Source organism: Kitasatospora sp. NPDC004669, from assembly GCF_040609455.1.
In the GTDB taxonomy this organism is placed as follows: domain Bacteria; phylum Actinomycetota; class Actinomycetes; order Streptomycetales; family Streptomycetaceae; genus Kitasatospora.
The window spans coordinates 22,699-45,983 of record NZ_JBEXKB010000052.1 but is presented as its reverse complement, the minus strand read 5'-3'; the positions used below and the strand labels follow the sequence as shown (position 1 = coordinate 45,983).

Here is a 23,285-nt window from a genome sequence, read left to right as displayed (position 1 = left end):
GTACCACCCTCGCGCCCCCGCATGTGATCGGGGACGCGGGAGGATGGAGAGCATGACGACGACACCCCCCGGAGCTGGACTGGGCGCGATGATCCGCACGTGGCGGAACCGGCTGCCCCCGTCAGCCTCTGGGCTGCCGGTCGTCCGCAAGCGCCGGGCTGTCGGGCTGCGGCGCGAGGAACTGGCCGACCTGGCCGGAGTGTCGGTCGACTACGTCGTGCGCCTGGAGCAGGGGCGGGCCACGACACCCTCGGCGTCGGTGGTGGCGTCCCTGGCGCGCGCTCTCCAACTGTCCACCGCCGAGCGGGACCACCTCTACCGGCTGGCCCAGATCGTGCCTCCGACGGACGGCACGATCTGCGACCATCTCCCGCCCGGTATGCAACGGGTGCTCGTCCGCCTCGGAGACGTACCGGTGGCCGTGTTCGCGGCGGACTGGCAACTGGTGTGGTGGAACCACGGGTGGGCCGCCCTGCTGGGAGACCCCTTGGCCTCGCCGCCGCGGATGCGCAACTTCGCCCGCGACAGGTTCCCGGTGGACGTCGATCACACCCCCCTCGCGCTGTGGCCGGTCACCGAGACGGACCCCGACACCGCCGACGCCGCCCTCGTCTCCGATCTGCGCCGCGCCACCGGCCGCTTCCCCCGGGACAGCCGCCTGGCCGCGCTGGTCCGCGACCTGAACGCAGGCAACGAGAGGTTCGCCGAGCTGTGGGCGACGGGAGGGGTGACCGCGAACCGCGAGGTCCACAAGAGGGTCGATCACCCGTCGGTGGGCCCGGTCACGGTGGACTGCGATGTCCTGACCGACGGCGACACGGAGCTCAAGATTGTCATCATGACCGCCGCGCCGGGCAGTGAGGACGAGACCAAACTCCAGCTCACCACCGTCGTCGGCCCACCGGCCGGCACGCGCAACTGATCCGCCCCGCCCATCGGCCGACCGACGGCTCACGGTTTTCGTGACGCACCAAACCGTTGGACACGCACCGACGGGTGATCAGGACGGCCCGCTGGCGGACTGCCCGGACAGCGCCCTCGTTCCGCCTGGCCACGAACCGCGGTGCCCTGTTGACATCACCCTCGCCGCGCTGGGAGGTCGGTGGACGCCGCTGGTAGTCCGCGAGTTCCTACGCCGCGGTCAGACCACATACTCCGAACTGTCCGCCGCCCTGCCCGCTCTCTCGGACAGGCCGACCCAGTTGACCAGTGCGGGCGTCATCGAGCGTCACCGCATCCCGGGCTGGCCTCCGCGCGTCCGCTACATTCTGACCAGCCAGGGCCGGGCGCTGGAACCAGTGGCACGCAGCATGTGGGAGCGAGGCACAGCGCGACGGGACGCCCTTCACCAAACGCCAGACCCGTAGAACACGGCCTGAACCTCGTCAGCTCCCCGGTTCTTGCTCGCTGCGGCTGGACGGCCTTCTACGATCCGGTGCATGGATCCTGAGCTGCTGGAACGGATCACCGCGCGGCGCGCGGAACTGGACGAACTCGAAGAACAGCTGGCCAAGCAGTTGGCGGAGGTACGGGCCGAGCGGAACGAACTCGCCGTCGCCGAGCGCGTCCTTGAACGGGTGAGCGAACAGCTCGCCAACGAACGGGCATCGGTCACGCCGGCGCCCGGGCAGGTGGGCGGACGAGCGGTGACGCTGATCCCGCACCGCACGTCAGGCGTGGAGGCGAGCACACTCCCGCCGGACTACCAGCGCATTCTCGCCGCCGTGCGGCAGGCCGCGCCGGACCGGTCATGGCCCGGCAGGTCGGTGACGCGCTGGGAATCGACGTCAGTGTGCGGGCCAAGCTGGAACCGCTGCGCGGGAGACTGGTCAGACTCGTCGATCGCGGCTGGCTGCGGAAACTACCCGACGGCCGGTCTACCACCTGCCTGTGACCAGGGACGCCAGCGCCCGGAGTGGTGGGGTGCGGGCGTAACCGGGTTGCCCCCGGCGTCCGTTGGAACTGTGTGACGAGATCCAAAGAACGCGCCGAGAACACCTGCCCGCTTGATTACCAGTGCCGTCTGCCGCTGTCCACGAGCACCGTCAAGTACCTCGCCGATCTACTGCGACGCCACCTGAAGGCGATTCGGTCCAGGTGGCGGATCCTGCCGCCCGGGAGGATCACGGTGATCGTCTTGGCCGTGCTGCGCCACGACCAGCGCCTGGCCGACATGGCCGGCGGCAACAATGTGTCCGAGTCCACCGTCCACCGCTGGCGCGACGAGCTGATCGCCCTCCTCGCCGCGCAGGCTCCGCGCCTGGACCGCGCCCTGAAGAAGGTGGCCAAGCAGGGCGGGGAGGTAGTCCTGATCGACGGCACCCTCATCCCCACCCGGCGCCGTACAGGAAAGGCCGACCGACGAAACTACTCCGGCAAATACCGCCATCACGGCCTGCACTTCCTCGCCGTGACCGACGAGAAAGGCCGCCTGATCTGGATATCCGCCGCCCGGCCCGGCCGCACCCACGACATCACGGCCGCCCGCCACGACCACATTCTGGCCCACCTGCGCGCCGCCGGTCTCGGCGCATTGGCGGACCTCGGCTTCCGCGGCCTCGACAACGACGTACGCGACCCCGTGATCGTCACCGGCTTCACAGCCACCCGCGCTCACAAGCTCACCCCCGGCCAGAAGACCGCCAATCGCGTCCTCGCCACCGGACGCGCACCGGTCGAACACGGATTCGCCCACGTCAAGAACTGGCGGACCCTCACCAAACTCCGCACCGACCCCGCCCGCGCCACCCACCTCCTGCGCGCCCTGCTCGTTCTGACGAACCTCGAAGTCAACCGCTGACGGATGATCTACTCCGCAGACTGTCGCCCACGACCAGCGTGAGCACCCCGAGAATCGGTCACACCAGCTCTTTGACCTGTGATTTCACGTTGGCAGAGGCTCAATGATCAACTCGCTCCAGGATTAGAGCACTGGTGCAGTTAACACCAACTCGCCGAAGGCGCAACGCTGGTGGTTCCGCTGGAGGTTCGCGGCTACACCCGGGCGATCGCGTTCGAGCGCCGCGGTGACGTGCTGCACGCGACGGGCTGGACGTACTGCGGGTTCGTTCGCGACCTCGGCCAGAACGGCCGCACGAGCGTGCAGGACGTCGACGTCCTGGTGGCCGCGCTCTCGGGCGTTCAGGCGGGATCGGCCATCCTGGGATGGCCAGAGTGCGGAGGGACGGTCCGAGGCGGGCAGAGGGCTGCCTTGCGGCGGCGCATGCGGCATCGGCACCCAGGCGATCAGCCTGGCCGGGCTCGGCCACCGGGCCACCGGCACCGACCTCAGCCCGGTCGCCGCCGCCCGGGCCACCGCCGAGGCCGCCGGACGCGGGCTCCGACTGCCCACGGCGGCCGCCGACATGCGCGGACTGCCCTTCCCGGCCGGGCGGTTCGACGTCGTCGTCTGCGCCGACAACGCGCTGCCGCACCTGCTCACGGCCGAGGACGTCCGGGCCGCACTCGGCGAGATGCGCCGGGTCCTGCGTCCGGGCGGGGTGCTACTGGTCACCACCCGCCCGTACGACGAACTGCGCCGGGCCCGGCCGGCCGCCACCCCGCCGCAGACCACCGAGCGGGACGGGCAGCGGTCGGTCATCTTCCAGCTCTGGCAGTGGCACGCGGATGGCGAACGGTACGACCTGGAGCTCTTCCTGCTGCTGCCGGACGACGGCGGACAGTGGCAGGTCGTGGTCCGCCGATCCAGCTACTGGGCGCTCACCCAGGAGCAGTTGAGCGGCTTCGCCACCGAGGCGGGCCTCGCCGGAATCGGTTGGGCGCAGCCCGCCGACACCGGCTTCTTCCAGCCCGTCCTGATCGCCCGGGCACCCTGACCACCCCGCTGCCGGCCGGCTGCGCCTGACGCCCGGCCCCGACGTGCCCAGCCCCGCCGCGCCCCTGACCGGACGCGGCGGGGCTGTTTCACGCCCACCGCTTTGCCGACTCGTGTTATTTTTTACTCATGCGAGTAAATCCCAACGACGCCCCTCCGACCGGTGGCCGGAGCTTCATCACCGACGCCCGGCGGGGCCAGATCGTCACCGCCGCGATCGAGACCGTCGCCGAACTCGGCTACGCCCGCGCCTCGTTCGCACAGATCGCCAAACGGGCCAAGCTCTCCAGCGTGCGGCTGATCTCGTACCACTTCGACGACAAGGAGGACCTCTTCCAGGCCCTCGTCGACACCGTCCAGGAGCAGGCGCGGGTCTTCATGCAGCCGCGCATCCGCGCCCACACCGAACCGGGCACGATGCTGGCCGCCTACATCGAGGCCAACCTGGAGTTCATGGCCGAACGCCCGGTCGAGGTGCGGGCGCTGGTGGACGTCCTCAGCAACGCCCGCCGCGAGGACGGCACCCCACTGATCGGCACGGCCGGCTTCGACACCCCCGTCGCCCTACTGGTGCAGCACCTGCGGGACGGCCAACGCAGCGGCGCCTTCCGCCCGTTCGACGCCGAGGCGATGGCCACCGCGATCCGCGCCTCGATCGACGCGGCCGCCAACCGGCTCGCCGTCGAGGACGACTTCGACGCCCGCGCCTACGGCCGCGAACTGGTCACCCTCTTCGACCTCGCGACCAGGAACGAGGCCGCGTCATGACCGTCCATGCCGCTCCCCGCCGGACCGCGGTCTTCTTACCGCTGCTGCTCGACCTCCTCCTGCCCCTCGGCCTCTACTACGGCCTGCGCCTCGTGGGCGTGGACCAGTGGTGGGCCCTGCTCTGGTCGGCCGCGGTGCCGGCGGCCACCGTCGTCGTCCGGCTCGTCCGCACCCGCCGGGTCGACTTCCTCGCGCTGCTGATCCTCAGCATGATCGGGCTCGGGCTGGTCCTCTCCGTACTCACCGGTGACCCGCGAACCCTGCTGATCCGCGAGGCCTGGACCGGCATGCTCGGCGGACTGATCGGTGTCTGGCTGCTCGCCTCGGTCGGCTACGGGCGCCCGGCGCTGATGGTGGTCTTCCGCTCGTTCGTGCAGCTCAAGGCCGGTGACGACGGGCTGCGCGCCTGGGAGGGCCGCTGGGACCAGGACGCCTCCTTCCGCCACGGCCTTCGGGTGCTCACCGTGGTCTGGGGCACTGCCAGCCTGCTCAACGCCCTCGCCCAGCTCACCTTCGCCTACCTGCTGCCGGTCGACGCCGCCCCGGCGGCCATGCAGGCCTGCTGGCCGGTCATCGCGGTACCGCTGTTCCTCTTCCACCTCGCGCACACCAAGCGCCACGGCCTGCGGGCCTGACCGGAACGGACCTCCCTTGACCACCACTGCCGCTGATCGCTTACTGCTCCTGCCCGAACCGAACCTCGACCTCCAGACCCGCGCGGCCCTCGGGGCCACCGCCTACCGCGTCGCCGAGGCCGGGGAGGTCCTGGCCGCCGTCGACCGCATCAACCGGGCCGGGCTGTCCGGCCGCAGCTACCACGAGGAGTTCCTCGCCCTCGGCCGCCGCACCGCTGCCACCGCCGAGTCCGCCCTGCGCTCCGGCCGCTCGGCGGGCGCCCGCGACGGCTACCTGCGCGCCGCCAAGTACCTCTCCCTGGCACTGTTCTCCGTCCTCGGCAGCACCCGGCCCGCCGACGAACCGACCGTCTTCGCCGAGATGCAGGCCTGCTGGCACCGCGCCGGCGAGCTCCTCGACCCGCCCGTGCAGCGACTGCGCATCCCGTATCAGGACCTCGGGCTGCCCGCCTACCTCCTCACTCCCCCGGGCCGTCCCCGGCACCGACCCACCCTCGTCCTGGCCAACGGCAGTGACGCCCAGAGCATCGACCTGTACGCCTTCGGTGCGTACGCTGCCGTCGAACGCGGCTATAACGCCGTGATCCTGGAAGGCCCCGGCCAGGGCAGCCTGCTGTTCGAGCGCGGCATCCCGTTCCGCCCCGACTGGGAACACGTCATCCGCCCCGTCGTCGACCACCTCCTCCGTTCACCGCTGGTCGACCCCGACCGGATCGCCCTGACCGGCTGGAGCATGAGCGGCATCCTCGTCATCCGCGCCGCCGCCTTCGAGCCCCGCCTCGCCGCCGTGGTCGCCGACCCCGGCGCCGTGAACAACTGGCTCGCCTGGCCCGAGATCTGGCGCCGTCTCGCCGACGGCCCCGACCGCGAGACCGTCAACCGCCACTGGCAGCAGACCGTCCTCCCGGATCTCGGCCCCGCCGCCCCGCTGCTCGCCAAACGCGCCGAGATCTTCGGCCCCCAGTTCCTCCACGACGCCCGCACCGGCCGGGCACCCCAGGACCTCTGGCAACTCGCCCACACCATCCGCCGGTTCCGCTGCGACGACGTGGCCCACCTGGTGAACTGCCCCACCCTGGTTCTCGGCTACGAGGACGAAGCCCTCATCCCCGGCCAGGACGCCCTGCTCTACGACCTCCTCCGGTGCCCCAAACAGCACACCGTCCTCACTGCGGTCCAGGGTGCCGGCGATCACTGTGCCCCGATGGCACCGCAGCTGCGGAACGCCGTCATCCTCGACTGGCTGGAGCACACCGTGGTGTGACGCCTCACTCGGTGAGCCGACCCGCTCGGCGACCGGACAGCCGGGCGGGCCGGCTCACCATCCCGGCTGCGACTGGTGTGAGGACTGCCCCGGTTGTGCCGCTCGTGCATGCCGTCCGCCCGGTCGAGCCGCCCGGCCTCGTCGCGGTGCAGCGCGACCGGCCGCTCGCTGATCAGCGCGACGTCCTGGTAGGGCCACCACCAGCAGGCCTCCCGTGCCGCCTCGGCGAGCGGCGCGACGGCCTCGGCGCCCGCCCCGGCGGCCTCGAAGGTGGCGAACCAGGGCGCGTCGTGCCGGCCGCGCACGGCGTCCAGCAGGGCGAGCCGGACGGTGGTGCGGCGGGCCCGCGCCTCGGCGGCCGCGTCGGAGGAGACCTCGGCACGGTCTGCCTCGGGGGCGAGCCGGTCGAGCACGGCGTTGCGCACCCGGTCCGCGAGCGGCGTGGTGACCGAGTTCGCCGCCGGTGAGTGCCCAGTGCGCCGCCCAGTCGGCCGCGCCGACCTGTTCGACGACCCGCCGCCGGGCCTGCTCCCGGGGCCGGGTCCGGACCGCTTCGCGTACGCTCACCGCACCCGCGGCCCGCAGCTCCAGCGCCGCCTCCGTCGCCGCGAGCGGCGAGCGGCGAGCGGCGAGCGGAACCAGCGGACGGCCGTGGGCTCAGCCAGCCCGGCCGCCCGGTAGGCGGCGCGGACGGCGCGCTCGACCGCCGCCCGGTCGCCCAGCCCGGTGGCCGCCGCCGCGGCCGCGGCCGCTCCGGTCTCATGGGTGGCAAAGGCATTCCGGAGACGGTGCGGACGCACCCCCGACTGTTCCTCGGGTTGAACGTGGAAACCAGGACAGTCTGTCGTTCCGACAAGAGGTGAACGACAGGCCTCCAACGTTCACTCAGCCGGCTCTTTGAACCTCTCGCCCGGAGCCGGGCCTACGTGGCGTCCGAGTACGCAAGGTGGGTGCCGCATGCTCGGCACTGGAAGAGATAGGCGGTCGGCTGACCGTCCCTGGTCAGCGTGTTGAGGTACTGCTCGGCCTGCGACTTCGGCCAGGAGGCACGTTCCTGTCGGAGTGATGCCGATGCATCCGGGTAGGCGGCAAGCTCGGCGGCTCCGATGGAGCCGAGGAAGGCAGCGCCGTCTTCGCAGTGGATCAGCCAGTGCTCCTGCTGCCACCCGCTGAATCCTGGAGTGCGTTGCGTGATCGCGAACAGCCGATCCATCGAGACGTCGTCGACCACGTCTGTGAACTGAGCCTCGAAGCGGCCAGCCGCGCTTCCATCGGCGATGCACCATGGGCAGAGCCGGTTCCGGAGGTTCTCGGCTGCGTAGACGGGGCCGACGTAGACGTAGCCGCGGGCCCGATCGCAGCAGCTGCACTCCGCGTCGGACCGGACGATGGCGCCGGTGGCCACCGGGTCGGGGTGGTACGGGAATACAGGAAGCTGCTCTGTCACGGGCAGCGACCGTATCACCGCAGCCCCTGCCTCTTGGGTCAGTCCTCCGGGACTGACGACCTTGGGAGCGATCGGCCGACCCGTCCGACCCACTGACAACGTAGGACCAGTCCCACGGGACGCCTTCCCGGTTTCGACGGCACCTGCGCCCGGATACCCCGCGGCTCACCAGCTCGGCCGCGATCACGGCCGGCCTCGTTCGGGCCAGGTCCGAACCCCGGATGGGTGGCGGGGATAGCGGGGGCAGGCGCGGTGTTTGAGAGTGGAACAGCAGGCAGTCGCCTGCGGCGGTGTGACTCGGCGTTTTCCCGAGTGCGGTTGTCGCGCCGGGGCCTGGTGCCCGTCTCCCCATGAGCTTCGTGGAAGAGTGGAAGGGTTTGGCAATGAGAAGGTGTTCAGCCCGCGTTGTGCGGGTAGGTGTGGTTTCCGCTGTGTTGGGAGGGGTTCTGGCTTCCGCTGTACCGGCCGTCGGCGTCCCATCCGGGCGTGTGGCCATTGGCGCCGCAGCCCGGGCCGGGGCACTGCCTGCGGCCGAAAATGGTGCCGCCGCGGTCCCGGTAGGTGACACGGACGCCAGAGCGCGCAACGTCGGTGGCACCGCGAGCGCCGCTGCCACCGTCCGCGCCACCGAGGAAGCCTTCTATGCCGTTTCCCGTGCCGCGGACGTCGCCCACTGGGCGGCCGTCGAAGCGGCCTACTCTTGGTACGACTGGTACGACTACGGCTACTACCGCGACGGCTACTATGCCGATGACACCTACTACGCCGTTGCCCGTGCAGCAAGGGTCGCCCACCGTGCGGCCGTCGAAGCAGCGGCCTACGCCGGGGCCACAGGTCCCGTCCCCTGCCCTGCTGGAAAGTCCACGTGCTGACCTTCCCTTAGAGAGGGGAACGGCGGTGGGGAGCCCGGTCGGGGCGGAACTGGCCAACCGCGCTTCGGGGAAGGTCACTCCGGTTGGAGTGAGGCGACTCCTTGCGAGCCGGGGCCAGCACGGCACCCGGTTTGACCAGGTCTCACTCCGAGATCGTTGCTGCACCACTCAGCGGGACGCCATCCAGGCCGCCTGCTGATCACCCACCAGTCGACCCGCCGGGCCGGCACGCGCCGACCTCAATCGCTCCCGAGGTCGTGACCTGACAGTGGGAACCACCGGCCATTCGGCCGATCGCCGTGAGCGCTTCTCCGATGCCTACCGGAGACTAGGAAGTCCTGAGGTGACGCCCGGTAGGTCGGCGGAAGGTTCGAGCACCGGACCTTGACGCTCCGGAGCCCCGCCTACCCTGTCGCCGCTCTAGCGCCCTGGAAAGGTGGACATCATGATCCTCAGCGAGTTCATCGAGTTCTTGCTCTGCCATATCCTGGAGCCTTTGGCCTTCTAGGATTCCGTTCAACCCATCAGGTGCGAGCCTGTCTGCCACAACTTGGTGCCGGCCGCGCAAGTGGCGCGGGTCAAACACTGTACCGGATTCCTTTCACGTTTCCGCTCATGACCCGCGCCGCAGCCAATGACAGACTCGCCAGGCTCCCGCTTGTGGTGAGCGGAGCGCCTCAGGAACCGTCCCGGTACACCGGATTCAATCGCTCGCGTACCGGGCGGTTCCGTCCCGTCGCAGGGGAAACCAACACGGCGACGAGGGTGCAATAGAAGAAGTCGGCAGGCTTCTTTGCCCTCTTTGGCGCCTTCATTGCTCGCAGTGGCGCGCCGCAGTCATTCTTGTCGATGATGGGCCGGCCGAATTTCTCGACCACTTCGATGGCGTCTTCGAAATGCCGGTTGTCTCGTGTGAGGCGGTCGGGATCCGGGACGATGAGCCCGTCGGTCCTGGCGCCGTTGGGTGCGAGTCCTCGTTCGAGGTCTTCGAACGCGCCTTCAAGTACGGGGCGAGGGAGGCGGTAGACGATCCGGCCGTCGTCCAGGCACACCCGCTTGCGCTTCCAGGCCGAGGTGTCTGGCTCCTGGTAGGTGTAGACGTACCGTTGCCGGTATGCGACTGCCACATCGGCTACGTCCGCCTGGAGACCCTGCCGCTGTACGAGCTGTTCGGCACGGGCGTCCTGGAGCGGGTGCCGCAGGCCTGGCCGACGGGCGGGTGATATATCGGTTGCGAACCGGCCACTCGGCGTGAAAGCGTACGAACGACCGCGCAGGACAAGGACGTTCAGAAAGGAGGCCCGCCATGACCAGCGGCATACGACACGCCGCGGTGCCGGGCCTCGTGCTCGGCGACACCCCGGCTCGCGCTTCGACGCGTGAGCCGCATCTGCCCTGACGTCAGCGCTCGCCACTGCGGCAGTGCCACCACTCGGCGCACCCGCTGCTCACCTCCTCGTCGAAGTGCTCTTCGTGCCCCCTTGCACGTTCGACGACGAGGAGCCCCGGTGTCCGACATCCACCGGCCCACCACCTTCAGCCTGTCCACCCTCTCCGCCCGTTGGCGCAGCGAGAACGGCACGCCCCCGCCGCGCCGCCTGATCGCCGCCGACCGCACCCTGCGCGCCGACGCCGCCTACCGCCTCGCCTGTGAGGGCACCGCGCTGCTGTGGCACGGCGACTACCCCGACGCGCTTCGCCTCCTACACGCCATGCGCCGCCGCGCCGAGCGGCGCCGACCCCGATCCGCCCCCGTGAACCCCGTCGACGCCTTCCGCGAGCACCGGCGGCAGCGCGCCCGCCACGCGCGCGTCCTGGGCATGCTCCTGGTCCCGCTCGACCCGGAGCACCGCATCCGACTCCACCGTGCTCCCGACGTCCGCGCGGCCTGCCTGGCCGCCTACGGACCGCTCCTTGACAACAGCATCGTGTCCCTGCGCGAACTCCTCGGGGTGATCGGCGCCCACCAGTGGCGCATCCGGGGCGTCGAGGTCCCAGCCCTCGGCGCCCGCATCCACCCCCACTACGGGGTCTTCTCCCCCGTCCGCGGCGAGTACGTGGACCTCGTCGCCCGGGCGCCGCTCCCGGTGGCCGCCCTCGACCACCCGACCGCCTTCGACCTGGGCACCGGCACCGGCGTGCTCGCCGCAGTCCTCGCCCGACGCGGCCTGCGCCGGGTCCTGGTCACCGACGCCAACCCGCGCGCGCTCGCCTGCGCCCGCGACAACGCCCAGCGCCTCGGTCTCGCCGACCGCGTCGAAACCGTCGGCACCGCCCTCTACCCGCCCGGCGACCAGCGAGCCGCCCTGATCGTCTGCAATCCACCGTGGCTGCCGGCCCGGCCCTCCTCCTCCCTCGACCAGGGCGTTTACGACCAGGACAGCCGAATGCTGCACGGTTTCCTGGAATCCCTGGCCGACCGTCTGCTCCCGGGCGGTGAGGGCTGGCTGGTCCTCTCCGACCTCGCCGAGCACCTCGGCCTGCGCACTCGCGCCGAGTTGCTCACCGCCATCGCCGCGGCCGGCCTGCGGGTCACCGGCCGCTTCGACACCGTCCCGCGCCACCCCCGAGCCACCGCCCCCGACCGGTCCGACCCCCTCCACGCGGCCCGCGCGGCCGAGATCACCTCGCTCTGGAGCCTCACCCTCGCATGACCTCCGCCATGACCCCCGACACCCTGGCGCGCACGCCCCGAAGCCACCTCCCGTTCACCGGGCGACCGGCACCCCACATCCCCAGCCCGGCAACAGGGAGGAGGCGAAACACCACGCCTGGAGACGGACCGCTGCAAACAGCCATCCCCGCCACCGATCTCACCCACGCCGAGGCCTTCTGCACCGACACCCTCGGCACCGACACCCTCGGCCTCGAACTCACCGAGGAAGCGGAGGAGGAGCCGACCTGCGACTGCGGCGGAACCGAGCTCACCATCTACCAGCCCCCAGCGGCGGACAGCCCTCCCACACCTTCGCCAGTGTCAAGGTCGCCGACCTCGACGGCGAGATGTCCGCCCTGCGCGACCGGGGCATCACCTTCGAGGAGTACGACTTCCCCGAACCGAAGACCGTCAACGGCGTCGCCGAACGCGACGACATCCGCGCCGTCCGGTTCAAGGACAGCGAGGACAACATCCTCTGCCTGGCCCAGCGCCTCGGCCAGTAGCCCACCACCCACTCGGCCGACGGGCGCCGCCCGGGGAAGCGCCCGTCGGCCCGTCTCGCGTCTCCCGCCCGCGTGGCAGGACCGGCCCCGCCCACGAGAGTCCCACAACGCCGGTGCCCGGCCCGCACTCGTCGAGGGCGGGCCGGGCACCGATCAAACCGCGAAGCGGTCAGTACTGGTTGTCGTTGTCCTGGTACAGCTCACGCGGGTCGATGGACCAGATACCGCGCCCGAACGTGGCGGCGTAGAGGCGGCCGTCGGGGCCGGTCTTGAGCTGCTGCACCGAGGTGGTGGGCAGGTCGCGACCGAGGACGCGCCAGTCGGCACGCCCGGGCGCGCGGTAGAAGGCGGCGAGGTCGGTGCCCAGCGCCAGCCCGCCGTTGGGCAGGATCTTGACCGAGGTGGTGGGGACGTCCGGCAGGTTGGCCGAGACGTCGGTCCAGGTGGCGCCGCCGTCACGGGTCTCGAAGAGGTGGCCGATGCCTGCGCCGGGGCCCTCGGTCCAGGTCCGCGAGAAGCCGGAGAAGGCGACCAGGACGTGCTGGGCGTCGTTCTCGTCCACCGCGAAGGAGGAGATGTACCGGTTCGGCAGGGTGCCGTCGACCGGCAGGTCGAGCTGGTGCCAGCCGGTGCCGTCGGTCTTGCCGACCGCGATGCCGCGGCTGAAGCCCTGGTTGTTGCAGGGGCCGCACCAGCCCGCGTACACCGTGCCGTTGACGGTCGAGACCGCCGTGGCGACGTGGCCGGCGCCGAGGTCGTAGGCGCTGGTCCACTCGCTGCCGCTGCGAATCGCGTAGCCCTTGTGCTGGACCCAGACGTGCCGGCCACCGGCGATCCAGGTGTTGACGTCCTTGGGGTCACTGGTGATCGGCGCGATGAAGCGGGCCGAGCTGGTGTCCTTGTCCGGCGGGGCGACCTCGTAGGAGGTGGCCTTGCTCGGGTCCTTCGTCCAACTGCCGTCGTTGACAGCACAGTTCTGGGTGACCCACATGTCGAGGTAGACGTACTCCTCGGCGATGTTGCAGCCGTTGGCCGGGTCGACCAGCGTGTCGCCGCCGTCGCCGCCGAAGTTGGATCCCATCACCTTGTCGTGGGCGCGCAGGATGGACTCGCCGTTGTCCTGCAGACCTCCGCTGACGATGACGCCCTTGCCGGAGCGGTCCGCCGGGTCCTTGCCGATGCCCACCGAGTAGTACTGCAAGGTGTCCATGGTGCCGTCGTTGAGCGGCGTCCAGTCCTTGCCGTGCCCCCAGGCGTCCAACTGCCCGTTGCCCGGGCGCTTGTAGATGCCACCGTCGTTGCCGACGTAGACGTTGACCTTGCCCCGGTAGCTGCCGAAGGCGACGGCGTGCTGGTCGGAGTGGGTGGTCGGTGAGCAGTCACCGGTCTGCTTGGTGGGGTCGATGCTCCAGCACGGGAAGCCGTTGTTCCAGTACGGTCCGACGGTAGCCCAATCGGAGCCGCCGTCGGTGGTCTCGAAGACCTCCTCCAGTCCCGCGTAGACGTGGTCCGGGTTGGCCGGGTCGACCTGGAGGGACTGGTTGTACCAGGCCTGGATGCCCGGCTGGTAGCCCGGGTCCTGGAGGGCGGAACCCGATCCCTTGAGCTTGTCCTTGTCCGCGATGAGCGCCCACGGACCGGACGGCGAACCGGACTTGGAGACGTAGATGCCCTTGAGGCCGGTGTCCGGGTTGTGCGCCATCACGTCCGGCGACTGGTCGATCGCGTAGTAGCGCGAGCCGTCCGCCGAGCGCGCGAAGGTCACGTTGCCGACGTTCGCGGCGTCGGTCGGCAGGTCTCCGAGCGAGGCCACCCGCTGCCAACTGCCGTCGGCCGCCTTGCTGTAGAAGCCGTTGTAGGTGTCGCCGCCGCGCCAGCCGACCGCCAGGATCACCTTGGCCGGGTCCTTGGGGTCGATCGCGATGTCATTGGCGATGTTCTTGTACGGCGCGGCCGGGTCCTTGGCCTTCGAACCGCCCGGCAGGTAGTCCGGGTTGGGCGCGAACTCCAGCGTCCACGGGCCGGAGAGGTCGGTGGTGGAGTGGCTCCACACGCCCCGGCTGGTCGCCGCCCACACCTTGCCGCCACCGAAGCGCAGCGCGTGGATGATGGTGGACTCCAGCTCGGCGCCGCCGACGCGGTTGCCGGGCTGGAACTTCCCGCGCTTCGGGTCCGAGAGCACGTACACGCCGGTGCCGACGTAGGAGGTGGCGCCGGTGTTGGACTCGCCGGTGGCGTACCAGAGCCGCCCACCCCCATCCAGGTTCAGCGTGCCCGTCGACAGCGTGGGTAGCCTGTCGGCGATCGGCTCCCACTGCCCGCCGCCCGTGCGGGAGCGGAACACCCCGCCGTTGGCGCCGCCCGCGTAGACGTAGCCGTCGCTGTCGGCCGCGATACCGGTGATCCGACCGGTCACCAGGCCGGCGCCGCCGCTGGAGTTGGAGTTGACGTCGCGGTAGCGCGGGTCGTCGGAGTTGTACGGCTTGTCGGTGACATGTTCCCAGTGGCCGTCCGTGTGCGGCATGGACTGCAGCTGCGACCACGCCGCGCCGTAGGCGCCCGGCGCGACCACGCCGGGGGCGGTGCGGGCCTCGGTGTACTGGGCGGTGCCCTCGGCGGAGTTCTCCGCCTCGTCGCCGCCGTCCCCGGCCGCCGTCTCGGCCTTGGGGCTGAAGGTCGAGAGGGCGCTCTCGCCCCGGACCTTCTGGGTGTGTTGCTTTCCGATGTCCGCCTGGTGCCGCACCTGCCAGGGCTGCGGCGTCGGCGGCGTGGACGGCGCGGCGAGCGCCTGGGTGGTGGTCAGTCCGACGGCGGTGAACGTGACAGCGCTCAGCAGCAGCCGTCGTCGTTGCCTGGTGGGCACGAGTGCGGTCCTCCCCTGTGGCCGGCCGCGCGGTCGCGCGGCCCCGGCGAAGCAGGGGGCAAGCCTGTCCGGTCGGCCCGACTTGGGGAAGGTCCATTCGGTAAGAAACGGTTAAGAGCGTTTCCGTTTCGAACAGTTGGAATTCACCGAATGCCCTCACGCATCAGAACAGTTGACGGCTGTTCACCTCGTGCGCGGCCTCCGCCGGAGCGCCCGCGACGAGACGACCGGGTCGAAGGCTCCCGGCCGGTCCCGGGTGATCGGGTAACAGGCGATCCCGATCAGCACCGCGCTCAGGTGCCCGATGCCGGTGTGGTCCCGGCTCTGGTACACGCCAACGCCGTAAACGATGAGCACCCCGACCACGTACAGGTACCGCCAGGGCCGTACGATCAGGTAGGTGAGCACCCCGACCACCCCGGCGAGCGCATAGCTGACGCCGTAGTCGAGCGTGTAGACGGCCTTCGGCGCGGCGAGGCCCCGATGGATCGCCCACCCGAGGACACCCTCGCTGAGGTAGGTGGCGCCGACGTGCGCCAGCATCGCCACCGAGATCCACCGCAGCGTGCCGAGCCAGCGCTCGGCGGGCACGTGGAAGATGTTGTAGAGCGCGAAGTAGCTCAGCCAGCCGCCGCCCGCGATCCACAGCGCGCTGGTCGCCAGCACACGGACCGGCGAGACCTGCAAGTGGTGCAGGTTGGTCGAGCGCCGCTCCAGGATGCGGTCGGCGGTCACGGTGTCGACGTGCCGGATCACCTGGGTGGTGATCAGCAGGATCGCCAGCCAGATGTAGGTACCCGGGGCCCGCCGGACATAGGCCCACACCGCTCGGGCCGCGCGAGCCCACCAGCGCCGCCGGTGCGCCTCGGGCACCTCGGTGGTGCTGCCGGTCATCGGGGCCTCCTCGACGGTCCCTCCCCACCCTCGCCCGCCTCCGCCGCCGCCCGCCGCCGCGGCGGCCCGTTCGGGTGATCCGATCCGACCCCGTCGCCCCTCGCCGCCGGGCGCAGCCGGCGCGGCCACCACCCCCGACTGACGTAGGCTGGGCCTCCGGCCTCCCGTGGAGCTGCCGGCATCCGAGAAACCACACAGCAAGGGCGCCAGGCACGATGAGGGACCGCCTCAGGACGACGAGACCGACCGACACCGCCACCGCCCGGCACCCGGCGCTCAGAACCGCCCTCCGCCTGCGACTCACCACCGTCTACGTCATCCTCCTGACCGTCACCGCCTCCTGGCTCGCCAACCAGAGCCACGCCGAGCGTGCCCGGTTCGTCCGGCACAACAGCAGCAACGTCCACCACATGGAGGTCGGCAAGTGGTGGACGATGTTCACCAGCGGCCTGGTGGTCGACGGGGTCCCGGCCTGGGCGGGCATCGCCGCGGTCGCCGTCGTCCTGGGTCTGGCCGAATGGCGTTGGGGCCCGGCCCGCGCGATCGCGGTCTTCGCGTTCGGGCACCTGGGCGCCACTCTGCTGACCGAGGGCGCCATGTGGGTCATGCTGACCGCCCGGATCCCCGGCGCGCTCTCCCGCGCCCGGGACGTCGGGATCAGCTACGGGCTCGTCGCCACCGTCGCCTGTCTGCTCGCCCTGGGCCCGCGCCCGCTGCGCCGGTACGGCCTGCCGGCCCTCGCCGTGGCGCTGGCCACCGCCTGGACAGTGAATCAGCAGCTGGCCGACGCCGGACACCTGGTCGCCCTCGGGCTCGGTGTCCTCGCCTCCCGCACCGCATGGGTTCGCGCCCGCGCCTCCCTGCCGAGCGACAGCGGATCCGGCGGAGACCCCGGCCGCGAGCCGGCGCACAACGGCGGCCGCACCCGCTGACGCCCCCACCGCCCCGACCACGACGGGCCGGACTCCCCCACTCGTGGGAGTCCGGCCCGTGCCCGTATCCCCACGGCCCCTCCCCGCACATCCGCCGAGCCGGCCCCGGCCGCCCCGGCCCATCCACCCCATCCACGCCATCCACCCCGAAAAAATCCAGCCGATCTCCCGACCCATCCCCCAAGCGCCGTTTCGACCCCGCCACCACCCCAACCGCCCCCATTCTCGGCCGAGTTGACTCGATCCACCGTCGGCGGACGGCGACACCGCGAACCGCCACCCCAACCGACCCCTCCGTATTCTCTTGCGCTACTCTGCAAACCTATGCCAGAGTGCGGGCATCGGATCGAATACGCCGAATCCCCTCACACGTCGCTAAATCAGGAGCCCGCGCCGCGCGGGTGGGTCAAGGGTGCATGCATGTCGAAGGTCTTGAGCAAGCTGCCGGTCGGTGAACGGATCGGCATCGCATTCTCGGGCGGGTTGGACACCTCCGTCGCGGTCGCGTGGATGCGCGAGCACGGCGCCGTCCCCTACGCCTACACGGCCGACATCGGCCAGTACGACGAGCCGAACCTCGCCGACGTCCCGGCCCGCGGCCGTGCGTACGGCGCCGAGCAGGCCCGACTGGTCGACTGCCGGGCCGCGCTGGTCGAGGAGGGCCTCGCCGCCCTCGCCTGCGGCGCCTTCCACATCCGCTCCGCCGGGCAGACGTACTTCAACACCACCCCGCTCGGCCGCGCCGTGACCGGCACCCTGCTGGTGCGCGCCATGCAGCAGGACGGGGTGTCCATCTGGGGCGACGGCTCCACCTACAAGGGCAACGACATCGAGCGGTTCTACCGCTACGGCCTGCTGGCCAACCCCAACCTGCGGATCTACAAGCCGTGGCTGGACCAGGCCTTCGTCACCGAGCTCGGTGGCCGCAAGGAGATGTCCGAGTGGCTCGCCGAGCGCGACCTGCCGTACCGGGACTCCGCCGAGAAGGCCTACTCCACCGACGCCAACATCTGGGGCGCCACCCACGAGGCCAAGCGGCTCGAGTACCTGGACGCCTCGATGGAGATCGTCGCCCCGATCATGGGCGTCGCCTTCTGGGACCCGGCCGTGGAGATCCAGACCGAGGACGTCACCGTCGAGTTCGAGTTCGGCCGCCCGGTCCGGATCGACGGCCGTGACTTCGGCACCGCCGTCGAGCTGGTGCACGAGGCCAACGTCATCGGCGGGCGGCACGGTCTGGGCATGTCGGACCAGATCGAGAACCGCATCATCGAGGCCAAGAGCCGCGGCATCTACGAGGCCCCGGGCATGGCGCTGCTGCACACCGCCTACGAGCGCCTCCTGAACGCGATCCACAACGAGGACACCCTCGCCACCTACCACACCCAGGGCCGCCGGCTCGGTCGGCTGCTGTACGAGGGCCGCTGGTTCGACCCGCAGGCGCTCATGCTGCGCGACAGCCTGCAGAAGTGGGTCGGCCAGGCTGTCACCGGCAGCGTCACCCTGCGACTGCGGCGCGGCCAGGACTACTCGGTGATCGACACCCAGGGCCCGAACTTCAGCTACCACCCCGAGAAGCTGTCGATGGAGCGCAGCGTCGACGCGGCGTTCGTCCCGGACGACCGGATCGGCCAGCTGACCATGCGCAACCTGGACATCGCCGACTCCCGCAGCAAGCTGGAGCAGTACGCGGGCCACGGCCAGCTGGCGCCCTGGAGCGGTCTGATCGGCGAGCTCGCCCCGGGTGGCGCGGCGCCGATCGCCGCCGGCACCGGTGACGAGGCGGAGTCCACCGCGCTCGATCACGCGGCGATCGAGTCCGGCACCGACTGACCCAGTCGCGTGACCCAGCCGACGGAGTCAGGCGACTGTCGTCGAGGGACGCACCCGGCGCACGGCCGTCGCACCACACTCGGTGCGGCGGCCCTGCGCCGCTCCGCTCGCCTCACCCGAACGGCCGAACCGGCCGTGCGCACCGCCCCCAGCGGTAGCTGAATGGCGGACGGCACCCGGCGACGGGAAGGCAGGTCCGGGGATGGGTGAGGCGATCGGCCCGATGCTGGCCTCGGCGGTGGCGGTCGCGCTCAGCCCGCTGCCGCTGATCGCCGTGCTCCTGATCCTCGCCTCGCCCCGCGGCCGAACCAACGGGCTCGCCTTCACCGCCGGCTGGGTGCTCGGCCTGGCAGCGGTCGTGGCAGCGGTCCTGGCCGCGGGCAGCGCGCTGAGCCCGGACAGCGGCGGGCCGACCTGGTCGCTCTGGCTGAAGCTCGCCCTCGGCGCCCTGCTCCTCCTGCTGGCCGCCAAGCAGTGGCGCGACCGTCCGAGACCGGGGCATGTCACCGCGCCGCCGACCTGGTTGCTCGGCATCGACCGCCTCACTCCCGCCCGGTCCGTCGGCCTCGCCGCGACCCTGGTGGTGGCCCACCCGAAGACCCTGCTCCCGGCGATCGGCGGCGCCGCGTCCATCGCCGCCGGTCCGACCGGTGCGGGGGCCAAGGCGCTGGCCGCCGCCCTGATGGTCCTGCTCGGCTCGCTGGGCACCCTGCTGCCGCTCACGGTCCACCGGCTCGGCAACGACCACTCGATCCGCACCCTCGGCGAGTGGCGTGCCTGGACGGCCGCGCACAACGCGGCGATCACGACCGCCGTCCCATTGGTCCTCGGCGCCGCCTACCTGGGCGACGCCCTCACCGGGCTCGGCTGAACCCGCTGAACCGGAATCCGCGCACCCGGGGCGCCGCCCGCACGGCCCGGCGCCGCAACGGCCCCGGCGCCCTCACCGGATCCGCACCACCCCCCTCCCCCGCACCGTCCGCACGCCCAGCCGCCCGCCGTCGGCGCCCCCGTCGCCGCGGGCACTCGGCCCCGCCCCGACCGCGTCCCGCAGCGTCAGCAGGATCTCCCCGTCGTACCGCTCCGCCAGCCGCCGCGCGAACTCGGCCGTGCTGCTCGGCCGGGCCTCCGGGGCCAGCTCCGGCAGCCGTCCGGGGCCGCTGAGGTCCTCGGCCTCGGCTGCCCAGCGCGCCGCGTCGCCCCGCTCGCCCTCGGCGGCGTAGTGCACGGCCAGGCAGTGGACGGCCAACCGGTCGCCGTACTGGACGGCGATCCGCCACCAGAAGACCCCGTCCGCCGTCCGACCCATGCCGTAGAGCAGGCAGCCGAGCGTGCGCAGAGCGGTCTTCTCGGCGAGTTCGAGGTCCAGGGCCAGTTCCGCCGGTTCCACCGCGCCCGCGACGCCCGCGCACAGGTACCGCAGGTCGCGCCGCAACTCGGACCGGCCCCCGGCCCAGGCGTGCTCCCCCGGCACCGGGACGTGCGGCGGCCGTGCGGCGGCGGGCGGCCGGGCGGGGCGCTCCCGCGCGGTCGGGGCGGACCGGCGGGCGGCTGCCAGCCGCTCGGCCAGTCGGCGGGTGAACGCCGCTGGGTCGTGCTCGCGGAACTCCCGGTCCAGCTCGGCGGCGTGCGCGCGCAGCAGCTCGGTGATCCTCATGTCGCCTGCTCGTCGTCCGGGTGCTCCAGCAAGTACTCCAGGTGGCGCCGCCCAAGGCTGTAGTAGGTGCGGGCGGTGGTGTGCGCGATGCCGAGCGCCCGGCCGATGTCGTGGTAGGACAGGCCCGCCTGACGCAACCGGACCACGTCGGCCTGTACGGGCGCGGCGCGCGCGAGCTCCTCCATCGCCCAGTCCAGGGCGTCCAGTTCGGCGAGCTCCTCCAGCTCGTCCTGGCTGGTGTCCGGGCGCCGCTGGGCGATCACCCGTAGCCGCTTGCGCTCGGTGCGGCGGCGCTCGCGCATGACGTCGATCACCGCATCCTTGACGATCTTGAAGGCGAAGGCCTGCGGGTCCTCACTGGCCAGGGCTCGGCGCCAGTTCCGGTAGAGCGTGGTGCCGGCGTTCTGCACGGCATCCTGGGCATCCTCGCGGTGGCGCAGCCGCTGCTGGGCGTAGCGGAGGTAGCCGGAGTTCTCGCGGGTGAAGAAGGCCTCGAAGTCGGCCGGTAAGTCGTCGAGCGGGTCCGCCCGCAGACTCCGCTCCTCGCCCGGCCCGGGAGTGTTCACACGCGCCCCCTCTTTCCTGGGTCAGCTGGCCGGCCCACCGGGTGGCACACCGACGACCCCCTTTGGGGGCTCGTGCTGTAACCGTCCGGGAGGCCCGGGTTGTTGACCGGATCGGGCGGACAATTGGCGAATGTTTCCGTTCACTTCCGAACACTGCCGCTGACCTGCCCATTCGAGCGTTCGGGCGGCCACCCGACGCCCATGGCGTGACCCAGATCACACCCCGATGAAGTCGGGCTTGACAAAGCCTCGCGGCAGCCCCGCACGGCGGCTCCACGCCACCAGGAGCGCCGCCGACGCCGACACCGGCCACCGGCAACGCCCCCGATCCCGGCCCCACCCCCGAGACTTACGGCGCGGGCTCCACCACCGCCGAGTCCAGCGCGCCGGTCACCCGCTCCAGCAGCTCGCGCAGCGCGGCCAGATCCTCGACCGGCAGCCCGGTCGCCGCGAGCAGGCGGCGCGGCACCTGCCCGGCCCGCTCGCGCAGCACCGACCCCTCGGAGGTGAGACCGACCGTGACGGACCGCTCGTCCTCCGGGCTGCGCTCACGCCGCACCAGCCCGGCCACCTCGAGCCGCTTGAGCAGCGGGGAGAGCGTGCCGGAATCGAGCCGCAGGCGCTCGCCGATCCGCTTGACGGGAAGGTCGCCGTCCTCCCAGAGCACCAGCATCACCAGGTACTGCGGGTAGGTGAGCCCGAGGTCCCGGAGCAGGACTCGATAGACGCCGCCGAAGGCGCGCGAGGCGGCATTGAGCGAGAAGCAGATCTGCTGGTCGAGACGGAGCAGTTCCTCGTCCGCCATGCCCGGGAGCGTGGTCATGACCCCATGGTACCGATGACACTCACACCATTGAGTTGTGCGCAATTAAATTGCGTGCTCTACTTGTCGAGCAGGCAGCGGGCCGCCGGGAATCCGCCGGAGCGGCACACCCGTGCACGACGACCCACGACCCGCACCCCGCGAGACGAGCATCAACACGAAGGGACAACCACCATGGACGCGCTCTACACCGCCGCCGCCACCGCCAACGGCCGCGAGGGCCGCGCCGTCAGCTCGGACGGCCAGCTCGACCTCGCCCTCGCGATGCCGCCCGCGCTCGGCGGCAGCGGCCAGGGCACCAACCCCGAGCAGCTCTTCGCGGCCGGCTACGCCGCCTGCTTCGCCAGCGCCCTCGGCCTGGTCGGCCGCCAGGCCCGGGTGGACACCAGCGAGGCCTCGGTGACCGCCGAGGTGTCCATCGGCAAGGACGGCGCGGGATTCGGCCTCTCCGTCGTGCTGCGCGTCGAGCTGCCCGACTCCCTCGCGGGCGAGACCGGCCAGCTGCTGGTCGAGCAGGCCCACGAGGTCTGCCCGTACTCCCGCGCCACCCGGGGCAACATCCCAGTCGAGCTGGTCGTCGAATAAGCCGAATACGTCGAAGTCGAATGAGTCAGGCGCATCGGGAAGGTCGGGCAAGCCGGGTACACCGGGCGAGCCGGCCGAGCACCGACACCCAGTAGCCAGACACCGAGGCCCGCCGCACACGTGGCGGGCCTCAGACACACTCCGTGCCCCCGGTCAGCCGCTGCCCGGCCCGGCCGCCGATCGCAGCGTCTCCAGTCGGTGGCGATACTCCTCCGCGTCGATCTCACCCCGCGCGAACCGCTCCGCGAGCAGCTGCTCCGGGGTCGGGCCGTGCGCCCAACCGGGCGGTCCGCCCGGCCCCGGCCCGGCGGCGCCCGCAGCCGCGGGGCCGTGCGGAACCGGCTGCCGCGAGCGGGAGATGTACCGGAACAGGGCGATGGCCAGGAGCACCAGCAGCGCCAGGATCAGCAGCGAGCCGATCGCCATCACCACGATGCCCCAACCACCCGGTCCATGGCCGGGCCCGTACCCGTGCCAGTGCCTCATCAAGACCTCCTCCTCCGGCCCGTCGGGGCCCACCGAGGTGACCGGTGCCGTACCGCCCGGGGTTCCGGGCCGCCCAAGGCGCCGTACCGCCCGGGGTTCCGGGCCGCCCAAGGCGCCGTCGCGCCAAGGAGCAGCGCCGCAGAGCAAGCAGGACCGCCCGGGGCGATCAGCGCCCTACCACCATCGTGCGCCCCCGACCGGTCAAAGCGCTGTGAAGAGAGGCTGAGAAAACGTCACGGTGCTCGCACCCCCGACCCCGGGGTAGCGTTGCCGCCCATGAGCTACCACCCGTCGGACGACCACCGCTCCCCCGAGCAGCTCGTCGCCGCCGGAACGCTCCGCCGCCACACCGACCACGGCCCCCACCAGGCGCTCGGCCGCTCCCCGATCGCCTACGTGTCCGTCTCGCTCTGGACCCAACTCACCGCCCTCGCCATAGCCCCCGCCGCTGCGGAGGCCACCGCCACCGCCCTGCTGCGCGCCATCGCCGACCGGGCCGTGGACGCGGCACTCGCCCCGGGCAACGAGCGCGCCCCGCGCGACGACCTGTACGTGACCGACCCCGCGCACATCGGCCCGCACCGCCAGGCGGTCTGGTTCCAGCGCTCCGGCCCGGGCGGCCCGATCACCGCATCGTTCGCACCGTGAAACCGACGCGCACAC

25 protein-coding genes and 2 pseudogenes are annotated in these 23,285 nt (G+C 71.5%); 17 read left to right on the top strand and 10 right to left on the bottom strand.

Annotated elements, in window-relative coordinates; all coding sequences use genetic code 11:
* Positions 1–52 precede the first annotated feature (52 nt).
* The 8 genes and pseudogenes from ABZW30_RS33280 (at position 53) to ABZW30_RS33245 (ending at position 6,502) form a co-directional block, all read left to right on the top strand.
* Positions 53–922: a helix-turn-helix transcriptional regulator gene (locus ABZW30_RS33280; protein WP_355674952.1), complete on the top strand. Its 870-nt coding sequence runs from the start codon at positions 53–55 to the stop codon at positions 920–922.
* Entirely contained in the window at positions 858–1,367 is a 510-nt protein-coding gene (locus ABZW30_RS33275; RefSeq protein WP_355674951.1) for a helix-turn-helix domain-containing protein, read from the top strand. The genes ABZW30_RS33280 and ABZW30_RS33275 overlap by 65 nt, the downstream gene beginning before the upstream one ends.
* A 72-nt stretch (positions 1,368–1,439) precedes the next feature.
* Positions 1,440–1,970, top strand: a complete 531-nt coding sequence (locus tag ABZW30_RS33270) for a hypothetical protein (RefSeq protein WP_355674950.1) — start codon at positions 1,440–1,442, stop codon at positions 1,968–1,970.
* Complete coding sequence (locus ABZW30_RS33265; RefSeq protein ID WP_355674949.1) at positions 1,967–2,800, top strand: transposase family protein; 834 nt, start codon at positions 1,967–1,969, stop codon at positions 2,798–2,800. Before ABZW30_RS33270 ends, ABZW30_RS33265 begins: the two co-directional genes overlap by 4 nt.
* Before the next feature lie 421 nt (positions 2,801–3,221).
* Positions 3,222–3,836 (top strand): annotated as a pseudogene (locus ABZW30_RS33260) (class I SAM-dependent methyltransferase); the annotation flags it as partial.
* Between the two features lie 128 nt (positions 3,837–3,964).
* Positions 3,965–4,603, top strand: coding sequence for a TetR/AcrR family transcriptional regulator (locus ABZW30_RS33255; protein ID WP_355674948.1), 639 nt, complete (start codon positions 3,965–3,967; stop codon positions 4,601–4,603).
* A complete protein-coding gene (locus ABZW30_RS33250) occupies positions 4,600–5,238 on the top strand; it encodes a VC0807 family protein (RefSeq protein WP_355674947.1) in 639 nt (212 codons plus the stop codon). Before ABZW30_RS33255 ends, ABZW30_RS33250 begins: the two co-directional genes overlap by 4 nt.
* Positions 5,239–5,254: 16 nt before the next feature.
* Positions 5,255–6,502 carry an alpha/beta hydrolase gene (locus ABZW30_RS33245; protein ID WP_355674946.1) on the top strand — a complete coding sequence of 416 codons (1,248 nt, stop codon included), beginning with the start codon at positions 5,255–5,257 and terminating at the stop codon, positions 6,500–6,502.
* Here the strand turns inward: ABZW30_RS33245 and ABZW30_RS33240 are convergent.
* The 3 genes from ABZW30_RS33240 to ABZW30_RS33230 all read right to left on the bottom strand — a co-directional run bounded on the left by ABZW30_RS33240 (position 6,430) and on the right by ABZW30_RS33230 (position 7,949).
* Complete coding sequence (locus ABZW30_RS33240; protein ID WP_355674945.1) at positions 6,430–6,927, bottom strand: DUF6745 domain-containing protein; 498 nt, start codon at positions 6,925–6,927, stop codon at positions 6,430–6,432. The genes ABZW30_RS33245 and ABZW30_RS33240 overlap by 73 nt on opposite strands.
* Before the next feature lie 138 nt (positions 6,928–7,065).
* The gene (locus ABZW30_RS33235) at positions 7,066–7,302 is read right to left on the bottom strand and encodes a hypothetical protein (RefSeq protein WP_355674944.1); all 237 of its coding nucleotides are present in this window, start codon (positions 7,300–7,302) and stop codon (positions 7,066–7,068) included.
* Between the two features lie 122 nt (positions 7,303–7,424).
* The gene (locus ABZW30_RS33230) at positions 7,425–7,949 is read right to left on the bottom strand and encodes a CbrC family protein (RefSeq protein ID WP_355674943.1); all 525 of its coding nucleotides are present in this window, start codon (positions 7,947–7,949) and stop codon (positions 7,425–7,427) included.
* 488 nt (positions 7,950–8,437) lie between these two features.
* Between ABZW30_RS33230 and ABZW30_RS33225 the strand changes: the two genes are divergently transcribed.
* The gene (locus ABZW30_RS33225) at positions 8,438–8,821 is read left to right on the top strand and encodes a hypothetical protein (protein WP_355674942.1); all 384 of its coding nucleotides are present in this window, start codon (positions 8,438–8,440) and stop codon (positions 8,819–8,821) included.
* Between the two features lie 677 nt (positions 8,822–9,498).
* Here the strand turns inward: ABZW30_RS33225 and ABZW30_RS33220 are convergent.
* Positions 9,499–9,948, bottom strand: a complete 450-nt coding sequence (locus tag ABZW30_RS33220; protein WP_355674984.1) for a hypothetical protein — start codon at positions 9,946–9,948, stop codon at positions 9,499–9,501.
* Here ABZW30_RS33220 and ABZW30_RS33215 point away from each other — a divergent pair.
* The 3 genes and pseudogenes from ABZW30_RS33215 to ABZW30_RS33205 form a co-directional block, all read left to right on the top strand.
* Positions 9,925–10,044: pseudogene (locus ABZW30_RS33215) on the top strand (radical SAM protein); the annotation flags it as partial. The gene ABZW30_RS33220 and the pseudogene ABZW30_RS33215 overlap by 24 nt on opposite strands.
* Before the next feature lie 285 nt (positions 10,045–10,329).
* Positions 10,330–11,475 carry a class I SAM-dependent methyltransferase gene (locus ABZW30_RS33210; RefSeq protein WP_355674941.1) on the top strand — a complete coding sequence of 382 codons (1,146 nt, stop codon included), beginning with the start codon at positions 10,330–10,332 and terminating at the stop codon, positions 11,473–11,475.
* Positions 11,476–11,824: 349 nt separating this feature from the next.
* Positions 11,825–11,983, top strand: a complete 159-nt coding sequence (locus tag ABZW30_RS33205; RefSeq protein WP_355674940.1) for a hypothetical protein — start codon at positions 11,825–11,827, stop codon at positions 11,981–11,983.
* Positions 11,984–12,152: 169 nt separating this feature from the next.
* Here the strand turns inward: ABZW30_RS33205 and ABZW30_RS33200 are convergent, their stop codons facing one another.
* Both ABZW30_RS33200 and ABZW30_RS33195 read right to left on the bottom strand, forming a co-directional pair.
* The gene (locus ABZW30_RS33200; protein WP_355674939.1) at positions 12,153–14,846 is read right to left on the bottom strand and encodes a glycosyl hydrolase; all 2,694 of its coding nucleotides are present in this window, start codon (positions 14,844–14,846) and stop codon (positions 12,153–12,155) included.
* 183 nt (positions 14,847–15,029) lie between these two features.
* Positions 15,030–15,740, bottom strand: a complete 711-nt coding sequence (locus ABZW30_RS33195) for a rhomboid-like protein (protein ID WP_355674938.1) — start codon at positions 15,738–15,740, stop codon at positions 15,030–15,032.
* 215 nt (positions 15,741–15,955) lie between these two features.
* On the opposite strand from ABZW30_RS33195, the gene ABZW30_RS33190 reads away from it, so the two are divergent.
* The 3 genes from ABZW30_RS33190 to ABZW30_RS33180 all read left to right on the top strand — a co-directional run bounded on the left by ABZW30_RS33190 (position 15,956) and on the right by ABZW30_RS33180 (position 19,376).
* The gene (locus tag ABZW30_RS33190; protein ID WP_355674937.1) at positions 15,956–16,672 is read left to right on the top strand and encodes a rhomboid-like protein; all 717 of its coding nucleotides are present in this window, start codon (positions 15,956–15,958) and stop codon (positions 16,670–16,672) included.
* A gap of 420 nt (positions 16,673–17,092) precedes the next feature.
* Positions 17,093–18,505, top strand: coding sequence for an argininosuccinate synthase (gene argG, locus ABZW30_RS33185; protein ID WP_355674936.1), 1,413 nt, complete (start codon positions 17,093–17,095; stop codon positions 18,503–18,505).
* 202 nt (positions 18,506–18,707) lie between these two features.
* Positions 18,708–19,376 carry a GAP family protein gene (locus ABZW30_RS33180; protein WP_355674935.1) on the top strand — a complete coding sequence of 223 codons (669 nt, stop codon included), beginning with the start codon at positions 18,708–18,710 and terminating at the stop codon, positions 19,374–19,376.
* A gap of 72 nt (positions 19,377–19,448) precedes the next feature.
* Here ABZW30_RS33180 and ABZW30_RS33175 read toward each other — a convergent pair whose 3' ends face one another.
* From ABZW30_RS33175 to ABZW30_RS33165, 3 genes are all read right to left on the bottom strand, one after another.
* Complete coding sequence (locus ABZW30_RS33175) at positions 19,449–20,162, bottom strand: hypothetical protein (protein WP_355674934.1); 714 nt, start codon at positions 20,160–20,162, stop codon at positions 19,449–19,451.
* The gene (locus ABZW30_RS33170) at positions 20,159–20,728 is read right to left on the bottom strand and encodes a sigma-70 family RNA polymerase sigma factor (RefSeq protein WP_355674933.1); all 570 of its coding nucleotides are present in this window, start codon (positions 20,726–20,728) and stop codon (positions 20,159–20,161) included. Before ABZW30_RS33170 ends, ABZW30_RS33175 begins: the two co-directional genes overlap by 4 nt.
* 349 nt (positions 20,729–21,077) lie before the next feature.
* Entirely contained in the window at positions 21,078–21,551 is a 474-nt protein-coding gene (locus ABZW30_RS33165; protein WP_355674932.1) for a MarR family transcriptional regulator, read from the bottom strand.
* A 174-nt stretch (positions 21,552–21,725) separates the two neighbouring features.
* Between ABZW30_RS33165 and ABZW30_RS33160 the strand changes: the two genes are divergently transcribed.
* Entirely contained in the window at positions 21,726–22,136 is a 411-nt protein-coding gene (locus ABZW30_RS33160; RefSeq protein WP_355674931.1) for an organic hydroperoxide resistance protein, read from the top strand.
* A gap of 153 nt (positions 22,137–22,289) precedes the next feature.
* Here the strand turns inward: ABZW30_RS33160 and ABZW30_RS33155 are convergent, their stop codons facing one another.
* Positions 22,290–22,622, bottom strand: coding sequence for an SHOCT domain-containing protein (locus ABZW30_RS33155; RefSeq protein WP_355674930.1), 333 nt, complete (start codon positions 22,620–22,622; stop codon positions 22,290–22,292).
* A 276-nt stretch (positions 22,623–22,898) separates the two neighbouring features.
* On the opposite strand from ABZW30_RS33155, the gene ABZW30_RS33150 reads away from it, so the two are divergent.
* A complete protein-coding gene (locus tag ABZW30_RS33150) occupies positions 22,899–23,270 on the top strand; it encodes a hypothetical protein (protein WP_355674929.1) in 372 nt (123 codons plus the stop codon).
* Positions 23,271–23,285 lie beyond the last annotated feature (15 nt).

Bases quoted from the DNA above. Each gene is read 5' to 3' on its own strand.
- ABZW30_RS33165 (WP_355674932.1), bottom strand. From the start codon at position 21,551: ATGACCACGCTCCCGGGCATGGCGGACGAGGAACTGCTCCGTCTCGAC.
- ABZW30_RS33150 (WP_355674929.1), top strand. From the start codon at position 22,899: ATGAGCTACCACCCGTCGGACGACCACCGCTCCCCCGAGCAGCTCGTC.
- ABZW30_RS33160 (WP_355674931.1), top strand. From the start codon at position 21,726: ATGGACGCGCTCTACACCGCCGCCGCCACCGCCAACGGCCGCGAGGGC.
- ABZW30_RS33180 (WP_355674935.1), top strand. From the start codon at position 18,708: ATGGGTGAGGCGATCGGCCCGATGCTGGCCTCGGCGGTGGCGGTCGCG.
- ABZW30_RS33250 (WP_355674947.1), top strand. From the start codon at position 4,600: ATGACCGTCCATGCCGCTCCCCGCCGGACCGCGGTCTTCTTACCGCTG.
- ABZW30_RS33195 (WP_355674938.1), bottom strand. From the start codon at position 15,740: ATGACCGGCAGCACCACCGAGGTGCCCGAGGCGCACCGGCGGCGCTGG.
- ABZW30_RS33190 (WP_355674937.1), top strand. From the start codon at position 15,956: ATGAGGGACCGCCTCAGGACGACGAGACCGACCGACACCGCCACCGCC.
- ABZW30_RS33175 (WP_355674934.1), bottom strand. From the start codon at position 20,162: ATGAGGATCACCGAGCTGCTGCGCGCGCACGCCGCCGAGCTGGACCGG.
- ABZW30_RS33205 (WP_355674940.1), top strand. From the start codon at position 11,825: ATGTCCGCCCTGCGCGACCGGGGCATCACCTTCGAGGAGTACGACTTC.
- ABZW30_RS33280 (WP_355674952.1), top strand. From the start codon at position 53: ATGACGACGACACCCCCCGGAGCTGGACTGGGCGCGATGATCCGCACG.
- argG (WP_355674936.1), top strand. From the start codon at position 17,093: ATGTCGAAGGTCTTGAGCAAGCTGCCGGTCGGTGAACGGATCGGCATC.
- ABZW30_RS33255 (WP_355674948.1), top strand. From the start codon at position 3,965: ATGCGAGTAAATCCCAACGACGCCCCTCCGACCGGTGGCCGGAGCTTC.
- ABZW30_RS33270 (WP_355674950.1), top strand. From the start codon at position 1,440: ATGGATCCTGAGCTGCTGGAACGGATCACCGCGCGGCGCGCGGAACTG.
- ABZW30_RS33155 (WP_355674930.1), bottom strand. From the start codon at position 22,622: ATGAGGCACTGGCACGGGTACGGGCCCGGCCATGGACCGGGTGGTTGG.